This window comes from Streptomyces sp. NPDC055025 (assembly GCF_053608565.1).
In genome coordinates, this window is record NZ_JBSGVS010000075.1 from 13,887 (window position 1) to 28,876 (window position 14,990).

The window sequence follows — 14,990 nt, forward strand, 5'->3', positions numbered from 1 at the left end:
TGGCTCTGTGCGGCGGCCTCTCTCCATGTATACGCGTCACTGTGCGTAGTCGATGCGCTGCTCTCCGGAAGTCACCGGTATGAGCGAGCGGGATATTCACAACTGGTGAGTTGTCCACAGTTTTCGAGCAAGATCCACACGATTTCCCGTTCCGCTGCACGGTGATTCCCGTCGTGAAGTTCACGGAAGCCGGAATCGCCGATACCGGATGAGTGCGAGATCGCCGAGAGGCGTTCGCAGTTCCGGGTCGGGGCGTGGATAGATAGGGGGCGGAGATCGTGGCTGGATCCATGACATCCGACCGGTCGCATGCGACCGAAGGACGCGGGACGGGACCGCTGATCGTCACCGAGGATGTGGAGCTGCTCGACGATCTGCTGCGGTTGTGTGCCGCGGCGGGCGCCGAGCCCGAAGTGCACCATTCGGTTCCCGAGCGCACGGAATGCTGGGACGACGCGCCGATGGTGCTCGTCGGGGACGACGCGGCGGCCCGCTGCCGCGGTGCCACCCGCAGACGGGGTGTGATGCTCGTCGGGCGGGATCAGGACGACCCCGACGTATGGCGGCGGGCGGTGGAGATCGGCGCCGACTGTGTGCTGCGGCTGCCCGACGCGGAGAGCTGGCTCGTCGACCGGATCGCGGACGCCGCGGAGGGCGTGGGCAGGCAGGCACTGACAGTCGGCGTGATCGGCGGGCGCGGTGGGGCCGGGGCCTCGACGCTGGCCTGTGCCCTGGCCGTGACCGCCGCGCGGAGCGGCCGGCGCACGATCCTCATCGACGGAGATCCCCTCGGCGGCGGGCTCGATGTGCTGCTCGGCGGGGAGCAGACACAGGGCAGACGCTGGCCGGATTTCGCGGCGTCCAAAGGGCGGGTCGCCGGCGGAGCGCTGGAGGAGTCGCTGCCCCGCCTCCATGAGCTGCGGGTGCTGAGCTGGGATCGCGGGGACTCGGTGGTGATCCGGCCGGAAGCCATGCGGTCGGTGCTCGCCGCCGCCCGCAGAGGCGGTGGCGTCGTGGTGGTGGATCTGCCGCGCCGGGTCGACGAGGCCGTGGCGGAGGCGCTGGCCCAGCTCGATCTGGGGCTGCTGCTGGTGCCGGCCGAACTGCGGGCGGTCGCGGCGGCCCGCCGGGTGGCCTCGGCGGTGAGCATGGTGCTCCAGGATCTGCGGGCGGTGGTCCGCGGTCCGTACGCGGCCGGACTGGACGAGCGGTGGATCGCCGACGCGCTGAGGCTCCCGCTCGTGGGCGAACTGCCCCTGGAAGCGGGTCTGTCGCAGGACCAGGACGGTGGAGCGCCACCGGGCTCCCGGGCGCGCGGACCGCTGGCCGCGTTCTGTACGGCCTTCTGGGAGCGGGCCCTGGCCGGGGACGGGAGCGTGGCGTCATGACCGCGGACACGGCCGGGGGCGGGCTGCTCGACGCCGTACGGCTGCGGCTCGCGGCGAGCGGGGCGGATCCGACGCCGGCGAGGGTGGCCGCCGCCTTACGGGCCCAGGGGCGGCTGCTGGGAGACACGGAAGTGCTGGGCGCCGCCGAGGAGCTGCGGTGCGAGCTGGTGGGGACGGGGCCGCTGGAGCCGCTCCTCGCCGACCCGTCGGTGACCGATGTGCTGGTCTCCGCACCCGACCGGGTGTGGGTGGACCGGGGCGGCGGGCTGGAGCTGACCACCGTGTCGTTCGCGGACGCCGCTTCCGTACGGAGGCTGGCGCAGCGGCTCGCCGCGGTGGCCGGGCGGCGACTGGACGACGCGCGGCCCTGGGTGGACGCCCGGCTTCCCGACGGGACCCGTATGCACGCGGTACTGCCGCCGGTGGCGGTCGGCTCGACGTATCTCTCGCTGCGAGTGGTGCGGCCCACGGCGTTCTCACTGGGTGAACTGACCGAGGCGGGGACGGTGCCACCAGGCGGTGAGCGGGTCCTGCGGGCGCTGATCGAGGCGCGGCTGTCGTTCCTGATCAGCGGTGGCACCGGCACAGGAAAGACCACTCTCCTGTCCAGCCTCCTCGGCCTGGTCGGGCCGCGCGAACGGATCGTACTGGCCGAGGACTCCGCGGAGTTGAGGCCCGACCACCCGCATGTGGTGCGGCTGGAGGGCCGGCCGGCGAACCAGGAGGGCGCGGGACTGGTGGAGCTGCGGGATCTGGTCCGGCAGGCGCTGCGGATGCGGCCGGACCGGCTGGTCGTCGGCGAGGTCAGAGGCCATGAGGTCACCGAATTGCTGGCCGCTCTGAACACGGGCCACGAGGGCGGCTGCGGCACCGTGCACGCCAATACGGCGGCGGATGTTCCCGCGCGGTTGGAGGCCCTGGGGACGGCGGCGGGCCTCGACCGGGCGGCGCTGCACAGCCAGTTGGCCGCCGCGCTCTCGGCCGTGATCCATCTGGTGAGGGACCGCGACGGGCGCCGGAGGATCGCCGAGGTGCATGTGCTGGAGCGGGACACCGCGGGGTTGGTGGTGCCGGTGCCCGCGCTTCGTTGGGGCGCCGAGGCCTTCGCGTACGAGCGGGGCTGGCCACGGCTGCGGGCGCGGATCGGGGGTGCGCTGTGACGGTCCTGTGGACGGCGCTCTGGGCGGGCGCGGTGGCCCTGTGCGCGGGGGCCGCGGCCTGGCTGACGGTCGGTCACGCGCGCGGGCTGCGCCGGGCCGTGCTGCTGTTCGGGGACGGCGGGGGCGGCGACGGGCCGGGCGACACCGGGCCGGGGGTTCCTCGGTGGCGGCGCTGGACGGCCAGGGCATGGGGGCGGGTGCGAAGTCCGGGGCGGGAGTGGCTCTGTCTGCCGCCCGCACTGCTGCTCGCCGTCCTCGGGGACTCGGTGCTGCCGCTGATCGGGGGCGCAGTGGCGGTGCCGCTGATGAGGCGGAGGTTGCGGTCGGGGGAGCGGAGGAGATCGCGGGAGCGGCGGGCCGACGGGGTCGTCGCGCTGTGCGGCACGGCGGCGGGCGAGCTGAGGGCCGGTCTCCAGCCCGCGCAGGCCCTGCTGGCCGCCTCGGGGGCCACGGGCGGGCTGGGAGGCACCGAGGCCGCCGTGCTCGCCGCTGTGCGGTTCGGCGGCGACGTACCGGACGCCCTGCGCCTGGCGGCCCGTGAGCCGGGCGCTGACGGGCTCGTGGGGCTCGCCGCCTGCTGGCGGGTGGCCGTGGACGGCGGGGCGGGGTTCGCCGCGGGGCTGGACCGGCTGGAGGCCGCGCTGCGGGCCGATCGGGAGCGACGGGAAGCGTTACGGGCCCAGCTGACCGGCGCCTGGTCGACGGTCGCGCTGCTCGCGGTGCTTCCGGCGGTGGGTCTGCTGCTGGGCTGGGCTCTGGGCGCGGACCCGCTGCGGGTACTGCTCCACACCCCGGCCGGCTGGGGACTGCTGGCGGTGGGCGGAGCGCTGGAGGGCGCGGGCCTGTGGTGGGCCGTCCGGATCGTGCGGGCGGGGGAGGCGTCATGAGCCACGACGTCGTCCACAGGCTGTGGGCAGTGGTCCCGGCCCTTGCCGCCCTCGGGTGCGCCGTGCTCGCGGTGGCGGCTCTACGGCGCGAACGGCGCGTACGCGGGAGGCTGGCGGCCCTGCTGGCGGTCGAGGACGGCCTGCTGGCGGTCGGGGACGGACGGCGGAGAGCGAGGCCGCAGATCGGGGCCTGGGCGCGGCGCTGGGGCCCGCCGCTCTGCGCGGCCGTCATCGGCTGTCTCTTGGTCGGCGGGGCGGCCGGCCTGCTCGTGGGGCTCGCGGGGGCGTACGGGGTACGGAGATGGCTGCGTACCCGGAAGCCGGACGACGGCACCCTGGCCGATGAGACCGTCCGTCAACTGCCGCTCGCGGCAGATCTACTGGCAGCCTGCCTCGCCGCGGGGGCCGGACCCCGTGAGGCGGCGGAGGCGGTCGGTGAGTCGCTGGGCGGGCCCGTGGGAGACCGGCTGGCGCGGACAGCGGCCGAGCTGCGGCTCGGCGGCGAACCGGAGGAGGCGTGGGGACGGCTCGGGGCGATACCGGGCGCGGCCGGGCTGGCCCGCTGTCTGGAGCGGGCGGCGGCCACGGGCGCGCCGGCCGCGGAGCCGGTGTCCCGGCTGGCCGAGGGCTTCAGGGCGGAGCGGTCACGAGCCGCCCTGGCCAGGGCCCAGCGGGCCCAGGTGTTGATCACCGCGCCGGTGGGACTCTGCTTCCTGCCCGCCTTTCTGACGGTGGGGGTGGCGCCGGTGCTCATCGGCCTCGCGAGCGGGCTGCTGAAGGGCAACTGAGGTTTCTGCGGGCCGGTAATTCGAGTGGATCTTCTTTCAGCTCTTTGATCTTTCAGCTCTTTGAGCGATTTCTACGGGGAGGCAGACATGAGGACGACCCTGCGAGGGACAGGCCGGACGATCCGGACGGCACTGATGACGCGGATCGGGTGGACAGGACGAACGGGGCTGACGGGCCGCGTGAACCGGTGGGGGCGGATGAGGCGGGCATGGCCGGGGCGGCTCCGCGCTGACACGGGGATGGCCACGTCCGAGTACGCCGTGGCGACCATCGCCGCCTGCGCGCTCGCGGCCGTGCTCTACAAGGTGGTCACGAGCGGGTCCGTCTCGGCCGCGCTGGAATCGGTGATCGGGAAGGCGCTCCATGCGCAGATCTGAGGCCGTACGTTCCGAGCGGGGGTCCGTGACGGCGGAGGCGGCCGTGGCCGTGCCGGCGCTGGTTGTGTTCACGATGGCCCTGGTCTGGGCTCTGACGGCGGCCTCCGCGCAGATCCAGTGCGTGGACGCGGCACGGGCGGTGGCGCGGGCCGCCGCCCGGTCCGAGCCACGGTCAGCGGCTCTGGAAGCCGGGCGCTCGACGGCCCCCGACGGCGCGAGGGTCACGCTGGAGCGCGAGGGGGATCTGTGGCGGGCACGGGTGGAGGCGCCGACGCCGGGGACGGGCGGACTGGGCGTGACGCTCACGGCGGAGGCGGCCGCGTCGGCCGAGGACGCCCTGGACGCCTCTGGAGACGGCATGGGAGGCCCGGTGCCGGCCGTGGTGGTGCCATGACCAGGGACCGGGGCGCTGCGACGGTGTGGGCGGCCATGGCGGCCACCACGATGTGCGTGGTGTTCGCGGTGGTGCTCGCCATGGGACAGGCGGTCGTCGCCCGCCACCGGGCGGCTGCCGCGGCGGATCTTGCCGCCCTCGCCGCGGCAGATCACGCGCTGCTGGGGCAGACGGACGCCTGCCGCCGGGCGGCCGCCGTGGCCTCGGCACAGGGGGCGGAGGTGGTGAGGTGCGGGCTGAGCGGGGGCATCGCGGATGTGACGGCTCGGGCGCCCTTCGGACCGTACGTCCCGAAGGTCAGGGCCCGCGCGGGCCCGCCGCTCGCGACACCCCCGCCCGGAGCCGGGGAGGCCGTGCCATGAGATGACGGCCGCTCGGCGGCGGGCCCGCGTTACGAGTACGAGCCTCCGCTGCCCGACGGCTACTCCACGGAGGGCGCGACCGTCTCGGCCGCCGCGGCCCCTGAGACCGCCGGGGCGGCCAGGGGCCCGGGGGTTGCCGAGATCACCGAGACCGCTGGGGGTGCGGGGTCCCGCGGACCGTCCGGATCCCGGGGGCTCCCCGGGGCGGCCGGATCCGGGGCGGAGCTGAGCAGCTCGGTCAGGAGCCGTACGGCTCCTCGCTTGTGCAGGGGGTCGTTGCCGTTGCCGCACTTGGGGGACTGGACGCAGGAGGGACAGCCGGCGTCGCACTCGCAGGAGGCGATGGCCTCGCGGGTGGCCGAGAGCCACTCCCGGGCCGTCCGGAAGGCCCGTTCCGCGAAGCCCGCGCCGCCCGGATGGCCGTCGTACACGAAGACCGTCGGCAGCAGGGTGTCCGGGTGGAGCGGGACGGACACTCCGCCGATGTCCCAGCGGTCGCAGGTGGCGAAGAGCGGGAGCATCCCGATCGAGGCGTGCTCGGCCGCGTGCAGCGCGCCGCCGAGCTGCTCCGGATTGACCCGTGCCCGGTCGAGCTGGTCCTCGGTGACCGTCCACCACACGGCCCGGGTGCGGAGCGTCCGTGGCGGCAGATCGAGCTTGCTCTCGCCGAGCACCTCGCCGGTGATGAGCCTGCGGCGCAGAAAGGAGACGACCTGGTTGGTGACCTCGACGGAGCCGTAGCAGAGGCGTCCGTCGCCCCAGGGGATCTCGGTGTCGGTCTCGAGTACGGAGATGGCGGTGATGTCGCGGGCGGCGGTGGAGTACGGCGGGGCGGCCTCCTCGACCAGGGCGACCGAGTCGGCCAGATCGAGCCGCCTCACCAGATAGGTCCGGCCCTGGTGGAGATGGACGGCGCCGTCGTGGACCGCGGTGTGGGCGGCGGCCTCGTCGACCGTGCCCAGCAGTCGGCCGGTCGCGGCCTCGACGATCTGGACGGGACGGCCGCCCTCGCCCCGGATGTCGGTGAGGTCGGCGGCCCGCTCCCGGCGGGTCCAGTACCAGCCGGAGGCACGGCGGCGCAGCAGTCCGGCGGTTTCGAGCTGCGGCAGCAGATCGGGGACGGCCGGGCCGAAGAGCGTCAGATCGTCCTCGGTGAGCGGGAGTTCGGCGGCGGCGGCGCAGAGATGAGGGGCGAGGACGTACGGGTTGTCCGGGTCGAGGACGGTGGATTCGACAGGCCGCTGGAACAGCGACTCGGGGTGGTGGACGAGGAACGTGTCCAGCGGATCGTCCCGGGCGACGAGGATGGCGAGTGCTCCTTGCCCGGCGCGGCCGGCGCGGCCCGCCTGCTGCCAGAGCGAGGCGCGGGTGCCGGGGTAGCCGGCGATGAGGACGGCGTCCAGCCCCGAGACATCGATGCCCAGTTCCAGGGCGGTGGTGGCGGCGAGACCGAGAAGCTCGCCGGAGTGCAGCGCGTTCTCCAGGGCACGGCGCTCCTCGGGGAGGTAGCCGCCGCGGTAGGCGGCGACCCGGCGGGCCAGGGAGCGGTCCACCTCGGCCAGACGTTCCTGGGCGATCACGGAGATGAGCTCGGCGCCGCGCCGGGAGCGTACGAAGGCGACCGTACGAACGCCCTGGACGGTCAGGTCGGTGAGGAGGTCGGCGGTCTCGGCCGTGGCCGTACGGCGGACGGGAGCCCCCTTCTCGCCGTGGAGCTCGGTGAGCGGGGGCTCCCAGAGGGCGAAGACGAGTTCGCCGCGCGGTGAGGCGTCGTCGGCGACCTCGTGGACGGTCAGTCCGGTGAGCCGGCCGGCGGACACGGCGGGTTCCGCGGCGGTGGCCGAGGCGAGCAGGAAGACCGGATTCGCTCCGTAGCGGGCGCATACACGGCGGAGTCGTCGCAGCACCTGGGCGACGTGTGAGCCGAAGACGCCGCGGTAGGTGTGGCACTCGTCGACGACGACATAGCGCAGGGAGCGCAGGAAGGAGGACCAGCGGGGGTGGGACGGGAGTATGCCCCGGTGCAGCATGTCCGGGTTGGTCAGCACGTAGTTGGCGTACTGCCGGACCCATTCACGCTCTTCGACGGGGGTGTCGCCGTCGTAGACGGCGGGGCGTACGCGGTTGCCGAGCGGCTCGGCGAGCGTTCTGACGGCGCGGCGCTGGTCGGCGGCGAGCGCCTTGGTCGGGGCGAGATAGAGCGCGGTCGTGCCCCGGCCGTTGGCGGCCTCCGAGCCGTCGAGGAGCGTGGACAGCACGGGAGCGAGATAGGCGAGGGACTTGCCGGAGGCGGTTCCGGTGGCGATGACGACCGATTCGCCGTCCAGGGCGTGCTCGGCGGCGAGCGCCTGGTGGGCCCACGGATGGTCGATCCCGGCCTGCTGAATGGCGTTGATCACTTCCGGTCTGATGCGATCGGGCCAGACGGCATGACGTCCTGCCCGCGGGGGCAGGTGCTCCGTATGGGTGATGCGCGCAGCCCGGCCCGCTCCCGCGGTGAGCCGGTCGAGGACCGTACCGGGGGAGGGTCGCTCGCCCCCGGTCGCGGGGGGCCCGCTGGGGCGTGGATTCCTGGCCATCGGCATCGAGTGTGTCACTGGTGTGACGGACAATGGGCTCAAGGCGTCGTGCGCGACTGCTGGTAAGTGATTGAATGCCATCGCGGCTGGCGATACGTCCCCTGGCTCCGTAGGGGAGACCCGAGGGGCGACCGCTCGATAGCAAGGTGCTGGAGGATCCGTGGACCTGTCCCTGTCGACTCGCAATGTGTCCGGCCCTGGTGGCGACCGTACGGTCGTCGAGGTCGGTGGCGAGATTGATGTGTATACCGCGCCCAAGCTGCGCGAGCAGTTGGTCGAGTTGGTGAACGACGGCAGCTACCACCTGGTTGTCGACATGGAGGGTGTGGACTTCCTGGACTCGACCGGTCTCGGCGTGCTCGTGGGCGGCCTGAAGCGAGTGCGCGCCCATGAGGGCTCGCTGCGTCTGGTCTGCAACCAGGAGCGCATTCTCAAGATCTTCCGGATCACCGGCCTCACCAAGGTGTTCCCGATCCACACCACGGTCGACGAGGCCGTGGCGGCCACCGACTGAGGTCGGCCACAGCCTTCCGGAAGAGGGGCAGAGGCACCGGGCGTTTCGCCCGGATGCCCTCGCTCGTGAGTTCGCACGCTCGTACGTTCGAGGGGGATCGCATGGCCACCGTTGAACTGCGCTTCAGCGCCCAGCCCGAACACGTCAGGACGGCCCGTCTGGTGGCGGCCGCCGTGGCGCGCCGGGCCGGGGTCGACGAAGCAGTGTTGGACGAGGTCAGACTCGCGGTCGGTGAAGCATGCAGCCGGGCGGTCGGGCTGCACCGTAGCCATGGCATCACCGCCCCGGTGAGAGTCGTGCTGACCGAGGACGAGAAGAACTTCTCCATCGAGGTCGGCGACGGAGTCACCGGCACAGGCGGCGGTGGCGCAGGTGCCGCTGGTGGTGCGGCCTCGGACGCGCCCGAGGGGGCGTCCTCGGGCGATCTGTACGACGGCGACGCCGAGGGCGAGGACGAGATGGGGCTCGCGGTCATCAGCGGCCTCGTCGACGATGTGGAAGTCACCACGGGAGACGACGGCGGGGTCATCCGGATGAGCTGGCCGACGACGACGGCCGTCACGCTGTCCTGATCGGACCGCCACGCTGCCCTGATCGGCCTGCCATGTTGCCCTGGTCGATCCGTCACGCTGTCCTGATCGAACTGCCGCGATGCCCTGATCGAATCGCGGGGATGTTCTGATCGGACTGTCGGATGCATTGATCGAATCTCCCCATTGCCCTGCCTCGAAAGGCCCTGCTGAGCAGGGCCTTTCTTATTTCGCGGAAGATCGTCGATCATTTTATCAATGTGTTTATACCATTACGTATTTTCGGTGTGACCATTTGTGTGCGGATAAGTCAAGGTCGATTCCATGTGGCGTGCTCTGTTTTGATCAGGTTCTGCTCCCTACAATCCGTCCATCTTGAACGCTGAGCGTCAAGGAGGACGAATGGCGGGGCACTTCCATCCACAACTGTCCGAACACCCCACTTCTCTCGCGGCCGCGATACTCACGGACGACAATCGGCTCATCGTGATCGTCATCGCGGTTGTCGCGCTGGCGGCTCTGTTCGTCGCCCAGCTCCTGGTGCGCCAGGTCCTGTCGGCCGGCGAGGGCACGGATTCGATGAAAGAGATCGCGGCGGCCGTACAGGAAGGCGCGAATGCCTATCTGGCCCGGCAGTTGCGTACCCTCGGCGTCTTCGCCGTCGTGGTGTTCTTCCTGCTGATGCTGCTGCCGGCGGACAACTGGTCGCAGCGCGCGGGACGTTCGCTGTTCTTCCTGGTGGGTGCGCTTTTCTCGGCGGCCACCGGTTACATCGGCATGCGCCTTGCCGTACGCAGCAATGTGCGGGTCGCCGCGGCGGCGCGCGAGGCGGCACCGGCTGAGGGCGAGCCGGAAAAAGATCTCACGGCCGTTTCCCACAAGGCCATGAAGATCGCATTCCGTACGGGCGGTGTGGTCGGGATGTTCACGGTGGGCCTCGGGCTGCTCGGTGCCTCCTGTGTGGTCCTCGTCTACGCCGCCGACGCGCCCAAGGTGCTGGAGGGCTTCGGGCTCGGCGCCGCGCTGATCGCCATGTTCATGCGAGTCGGCGGCGGGATCTTCACCAAGGCCGCCGATGTCGGCGCGGACCTGGTCGGCAAGGTGGAGCAGGGCATTCCCGAGGACGATCCCCGTAATGCCGCGACCATCGCGGACAACGTGGGCGACAACGTCGGGGACTGCGCGGGCATGGCCGCGGACCTGTTCGAGTCGTACGCCGTGACGCTGGTCGCCGCGCTCATCCTCGGCAAGGCGGCGTTCGGGGACTTCGGGCTCGCCTTCCCGCTGATCGTTCCCGCGATCGGGGTGGTCACGGCGATGATCGGTATCTTCGCGGTGGCCCCGCGCCGCTCCGACCGCAGCGGCATGAGCGCCATCAACCGTGGCTTCTTCATCTCCGCGGTGATCTCGCTCGCCCTGGTGGCCGTGGCGGTCTTCGTCTATCTGCCGTCCTCGTACGCCGGACTGGACGGAGTGGACGACCAGGAGATCCTCGCGCACAGCGGCGATCCGCGTGTGATGGCCCTGGTCGCGGTCGCCATCGGTATCGTGCTCGCCGCCCTGATCCAGCAGCTCACGGGCTACTTCACCGAGACCACCAGGCGCCCGGTCAGGGACATCGGCAAGTCCGCCCTGACCGGTCCCGCCACCGTGGTGCTCGCGGGCATCGCCATCGGTCTGGAGTCCGCCGTCTACACCGCGCTGCTGATCGGCCTCGCGGTGTACGGGGCGTTCCTGCTCGGCGGTACGTCGATCATGCTCGCCCTCTTCGCGGTGGCGCTGGCCGGCACCGGACTGCTCACCACCGTGGGCGTCATCGTCGCCATGGACACCTTCGGCCCGGTCTCCGACAACGCCCAGGGCATCGCCGAGATGTCCGGCGACGTCCAGGGCGCGGGCGCTCAGGTGCTCACCGACCTCGACGCCGTCGGCAACACCACGAAAGCCATCACGAAGGGCATCGCCATCGCCACGGCCGTACTCGCCGCGGCGGCGCTCTTCGGCTCGTACCGCGACGCCATCGCCACGGCCGTCGCGGATGTGGGAGCCGTCGCCGGTGAGCTGACCCTCAGTCTGGACATCTCCCAGCCCAACAATCTGGTGGGGCTGATCCTCGGTGCCGCGGTCGTCTTCCTCTTCTCCGGACTGGCGATCAACGCGGTGTCGCGGTCGGCCGGTTCGGTGGTCTACGAGGTGCGGCGGCAGTTCCGCGAGCATCCCGGGATCATGGACTACACCGAGAAGCCGGAGTACGGGCGCGTGGTCGACATCTGCACCAAGGACGCGCTGCGCGAGCTGGCCACGCCCGGTCTGCTCGCCGTCCTCACCCCGATCGTGGTGGGCTTCTCGCTGGGGGTCGGGGCGCTCGGCTCGTTCCTGGCCGGCGCGATCGGCACCGGCACCCTGATGGCCGTCTTCCTGGCCAACTCCGGCGGCGCCTGGGACAACGCCAAGAAGCTGGTCGAGGACGGGCACCACGGCGGCAAGGGCAGCGACGCCCATGCCGCGACGGTGATCGGGGACACGGTCGGAGACCCGTTCAAGGACACGGCGGGTCCCGCCATCAACCCGCTGCTCAAGGTGATGAACCTGGTGGCGCTGCTCATCGCGCCCGCGGTCGTGCAGTTCAGTTACGGGAGCGACGCCAGCGCGGGGATCCGCGCCGTGGTGGCCGTGCTCGCGCTGGCTGTCATCATCGGGGCCGTCTATGTCTCCAAGCGGCGCTCGGTGACGGTGGACGGCGGGGACGGCAGCGGCGGGCACGGCCCTGGCGGCGGAACGGAGAAGTCGCCGGACCCGGCTGTGGCGTCATGACGGCCGGTCGGACGGCGCCTCGGGACCCGTGACCGTACGTCTCGGGGCTTGTGACCGTAAGACCGGGCCCGTGACCGTATGTGCCGGGGGGTCTGCGGCTTGTAGTGGTCTGTAGGGGGCGTGCGGGCGGGCGGTGCGGAGGGACGCGCCGTCCGCCCGTCGGCGTTTCCGGGAACGGACGGTGCGCGTGAGGTGTCTCTCCCTTGGTGCAAATGGCTGCAATGGCGCACAGACCGCGCGACCTGGACACGGTTGTCGCCCACTTGGCGTGTATGTTCCGGGGCCGAGAGCCTTGGAAGGGACCATCCGGTGAACAAGAAGCTTGTGGCCGCGCTGTCCGGCGGTGCGGTACTGCTCATGACGCTGTCCGGTTGCAGTGACGACAGCGAGAGCAAGGTGAACGACTGGGCCAAGAAGGTCTGCGACCAGGTTCAGCCCGAGCTGAAGAAGATCGGGGCCGCCAACACCTCCATCCAGCAGGCGACCTCGGACAGCACCAAGCCCATCGACGTCCAGAGGACCGACTCCGCGGCCTTCCAGTCCATCTCCGGCGCCTACAGGGCGCTGGGCTCCGCCGTGAACAGCGCGGGCGCCCCGCCCGTCACCGACGGCGAGAAGACTCAGCAGGAGGCCGTCAAGGAACTCAACGCCACCTCCACGGCGTACGCGGGCCTCCAGCAGAAGGTCGACGAGCTCGACACGAAGGACCAGGCGGACTTCGCCGACGGCCTCAAGGGCGTCGCGGACGAGCTGGACAAGCTCAGCAGGAGCGGCGACAAGGCGCTCCAGAAGCTCCAGTCCGGCGCCGTCGGCAAGGCGATGGCGAAGCAGACCGGGTGCCAGAAGACGCCGCCGACGAGCGCCGGGGCGACCGGCTCGTCGGTGAACGGCGGCTAGGAACCCCTCAGGAAACATCGGGATTCTCCGGCAGGAAACATCAGGATCCTCCGGAACTCGTCGGAAACAGCCAGAGACAGTCGGAAACCGTCCGTATCGTCGCCGTCGTCGCCACCGTCAGGCGATGGGCGGCGGTCCGCGACATCCGCTCTTGGACGCTCTCGAACATGACACTGCGGCCCGGTCCCCCGAACGGAGGGACCGGGCCGCGGGCCGTTGTCAGTGGGAGCCGCCACAATGGGCGGGTGAGTACGACCAGCCTTCCCGCGCCCGACCACTCGCCCCGACTCCGTGCGGCACTGCTCGCCGCCGATTTCACCGTTGACGGCCTGCTCGACCTGCTCGGCGCGCCCGCGTACGCCGCGCTGGCCCGCAGCGAGACCGTGCCCGCGCTGCGCGCCACCCGCGGCGACACCCCGCTCGAAACGCTCGTACGGCTCTTTCTGCTCCAGAAGCCGGTTCCGGAGGAGCGCGCGGCGGCCGCGCTGCCGTTGGAGGAGGCGCTGGCCGACGGCTGGCTCGTACGGGACGGGCAGGACGGGCAGGAGGTCCGGCAGGACGGGCGGGAGGTCCACGCGACGGTGGATGTCCGGCCGTACGGCGGGCCGGAGGGCCAGGACTGGTTCATCGTCTCCGACCGGGGGCTCGCCGTCGGGGGTGCCTCGGGCGCGAGCGGCCATGACGAGGGGGTGGTGCTCGGAGTGGGCGGGGCCTCCACGACCCTGGCGGGGATCACCGTACGGACACCCGTCGAGAGGGCGCTCGACCTCGGCACCGGCTCCGGTATCCAGGCCCTGCACGCGGCCCAGCACGCCGTACGGGTCACCGCCACCGATCTCAATCCGCGGGCCCTCGGCTTCACGCGGCTGACACTGGCGCTCTCCGGCGCGCCGGAGGTCGAGCTGCGCGAGGGCTCGCTCTTCGAGCCGGTGGGGGACGAGACGTACGACTTGATCGTCTCCAACCCGCCGTTCGTCATCTCGCCCGGCGCCCGGCTGACCTACCGGGACGGCGGGATGGGCGGGGACGATCTGTGCCGCACGCTCGTCCAGCAGACCGGCGAGCGGCTGCGCGAAGGCGGATTCGCGCATTTCCTCGCCAACTGGCAGCACGTGGAGGGGGAGGAGTGGGAGCAGCGGCTGCGTTCCTGGGTGCCGGCCGGCTGCGACGCCTGGATCGTGCAGCGGGAGGTCCAGGACGTGACGCAGTACGCGGAGCTGTGGCTGCGCGACGGCGGCGACCACCGCGAGGACCCGGAGGAGTACGCCGCGCGGTACGAAGCGTGGCTGGACGAGTTCGAGGCCCGCAAGACCAAGGCGGTCGGTTTCGGCTGGATCACGCTCAGGAAGACGGGCGCCGAGCGGCAGTCGATCGTCGTGGAGGAGTGGCCGCACCCGGTCGAGCAGCCGCTCGGCGAGACCGTACGGGCCCACTTCGAGCGGCAGGACTATCTGCGCGCGCACGATGACGCGGGCCTTCTCGCCGGCCATTTCCTGCTGGCGCCCGAGGTCGTCCAGGAGCAGGTGGGGCTGCCGGGTGCCGAGGATCCCGAGCATGTGGTGCTGCGGCAGCACCGGGGTATGCGGCGGGCCACGAAGGTCGACGCGGTGGCGGCCGGGTTCGCCGGGGTCTGCGACGGCAGGCTGAGCGCCGGACGGATCCTGGACGCGATCGCCCAGCTCATGCAGGAGGATCCGGTACTGCTCAGGGACCGGACGCCCCAGGCGATCCGGCTGCTGGTGGAGGAGGGTTTCCTGGAACCGGCACCGACTTCGCTCTGACATGACCGCCGTCGCGGGCCCGTGCGGGGCGCGGGCCCCGTGAACGCGTTCGTGGCGTTCACCAGGAGTTCGTGCCGCTGACGCCCTGAGGTGCCAGCCTCGGGCCCTGAATCCTTGGCGCCCCGGGGCGGGCGCCACGCGCGGAGCGAGGTACGGGCATGGAGAGCGGGCCGGCGGTATTCGCGGGAGCGGTATTCGCCCTGTTCGGTGCCGGACTGCTGCTGTGGACGGTGGCGCGCGTGCTCCACCGCGCACCGGTGGCCCACGGAGTGCGGCCTGCGGCGTCCATCACGCTCGCGACACTCTCGGGCGTGGTCTTTCTCGCCCTCGGCGTGTGGTGTTTCAGTCGTATCTGATCCTCTTTCCCGGAGCGGGACCAGCACTGCCGCGTCATGATCGAACAGACCCGCGCGGAGTGCCGCCGGGCCGCCGGACCTGCACCGTACGGGTTTCGGCGCCCTCGGACACGACCGTCCCGGAGCGACTCGGCCGAAGCACGGCCGGTGCGGTCCGACGCG

General features: G+C 71.7%; 14 protein-coding genes. 13 read left to right on the forward strand and 1 reads right to left on the reverse strand.

Annotated features, from left to right (window positions below):
* Positions 1–290: 290 nt before the first annotated feature.
* The 7 genes from ssd to ACWGDX_RS33695 all read left to right on the forward strand — a co-directional run bounded on the left by ssd (position 291) and on the right by ACWGDX_RS33695 (position 5,357).
* The gene (ssd, locus tag ACWGDX_RS33665) at positions 291–1,388 is read left to right on the forward strand and encodes a septum site-determining protein Ssd (protein ID WP_453631801.1); all 1,098 of its coding nucleotides are present in this window, start codon (positions 291–293) and stop codon (positions 1,386–1,388) included.
* Positions 1,385–2,548, forward strand: coding sequence for a TadA family conjugal transfer-associated ATPase (locus ACWGDX_RS33670; protein WP_453631803.1), 1,164 nt, complete (start codon positions 1,385–1,387; stop codon positions 2,546–2,548). The genes ssd and ACWGDX_RS33670 overlap by 4 nt, the downstream gene beginning before the upstream one ends.
* Entirely contained in the window at positions 2,545–3,435 is an 891-nt protein-coding gene (locus tag ACWGDX_RS33675) for a type II secretion system F family protein (protein ID WP_453631805.1), read from the forward strand. Before ACWGDX_RS33670 ends, ACWGDX_RS33675 begins: the two co-directional genes overlap by 4 nt.
* Positions 3,432–4,223 (forward strand): type II secretion system F family protein, encoded by a 792-nt coding sequence (locus ACWGDX_RS33680; RefSeq protein ID WP_453631807.1) that lies wholly within the window; start codon positions 3,432–3,434, stop codon positions 4,221–4,223. The genes ACWGDX_RS33675 and ACWGDX_RS33680 overlap by 4 nt, the downstream gene beginning before the upstream one ends.
* 240 nt (positions 4,224–4,463) lie before the next feature.
* Positions 4,464–4,601, forward strand: a complete 138-nt coding sequence (locus tag ACWGDX_RS33685) for a DUF4244 domain-containing protein (protein ID WP_237540801.1) — start codon at positions 4,464–4,466, stop codon at positions 4,599–4,601.
* The gene (locus ACWGDX_RS33690) at positions 4,588–4,995 is read left to right on the forward strand and encodes a TadE family type IV pilus minor pilin (protein ID WP_365903550.1); all 408 of its coding nucleotides are present in this window, start codon (positions 4,588–4,590) and stop codon (positions 4,993–4,995) included. The genes ACWGDX_RS33685 and ACWGDX_RS33690 overlap by 14 nt, the downstream gene beginning before the upstream one ends.
* On the forward strand, positions 4,992–5,357 hold the full coding sequence (locus ACWGDX_RS33695; protein WP_453631810.1) for an Rv3654c family TadE-like protein: 366 nt from the start codon (positions 4,992–4,994) through the stop codon (positions 5,355–5,357). The genes ACWGDX_RS33690 and ACWGDX_RS33695 overlap by 4 nt, the downstream gene beginning before the upstream one ends.
* 59 nt (positions 5,358–5,416) lie before the next feature.
* On the opposite strand, the gene ACWGDX_RS33700 is transcribed toward ACWGDX_RS33695, so the two are convergent.
* A complete protein-coding gene (locus ACWGDX_RS33700) occupies positions 5,417–8,017 on the reverse strand; it encodes a DEAD/DEAH box helicase (RefSeq protein WP_453631812.1) in 2,601 nt (866 codons plus the stop codon).
* Between the two features lie 79 nt (positions 8,018–8,096).
* Between ACWGDX_RS33700 and ACWGDX_RS33705 the strand changes: the two genes are divergently transcribed.
* The 6 genes from ACWGDX_RS33705 (at position 8,097) to ACWGDX_RS33730 (ending at position 14,828) form a co-directional block, all read left to right on the forward strand.
* A complete protein-coding gene (locus ACWGDX_RS33705; RefSeq protein ID WP_003967428.1) occupies positions 8,097–8,450 on the forward strand; it encodes an STAS domain-containing protein in 354 nt (117 codons plus the stop codon).
* A gap of 101 nt (positions 8,451–8,551) precedes the next feature.
* Complete coding sequence (locus ACWGDX_RS33710) at positions 8,552–9,022, forward strand: ATP-binding protein (RefSeq protein WP_453631814.1); 471 nt, start codon at positions 8,552–8,554, stop codon at positions 9,020–9,022.
* Between the two features lie 360 nt (positions 9,023–9,382).
* The gene (locus ACWGDX_RS33715) at positions 9,383–11,794 is read left to right on the forward strand and encodes a sodium-translocating pyrophosphatase (RefSeq protein WP_453631815.1); all 2,412 of its coding nucleotides are present in this window, start codon (positions 9,383–9,385) and stop codon (positions 11,792–11,794) included.
* A 309-nt stretch (positions 11,795–12,103) separates the two neighbouring features.
* A complete protein-coding gene (locus ACWGDX_RS33720) occupies positions 12,104–12,691 on the forward strand; it encodes a small secreted protein (protein ID WP_453631817.1) in 588 nt (195 codons plus the stop codon).
* A gap of 245 nt (positions 12,692–12,936) precedes the next feature.
* Complete coding sequence (locus ACWGDX_RS33725; RefSeq protein WP_453631818.1) at positions 12,937–14,472, forward strand: DUF7059 domain-containing protein; 1,536 nt, start codon at positions 12,937–12,939, stop codon at positions 14,470–14,472.
* Positions 14,473–14,630: 158 nt separating this feature from the next.
* On the forward strand, positions 14,631–14,828 hold the full coding sequence (locus ACWGDX_RS33730; RefSeq protein ID WP_066950783.1) for a hypothetical protein: 198 nt from the start codon (positions 14,631–14,633) through the stop codon (positions 14,826–14,828).
* Positions 14,829–14,990 lie beyond the last annotated feature (162 nt).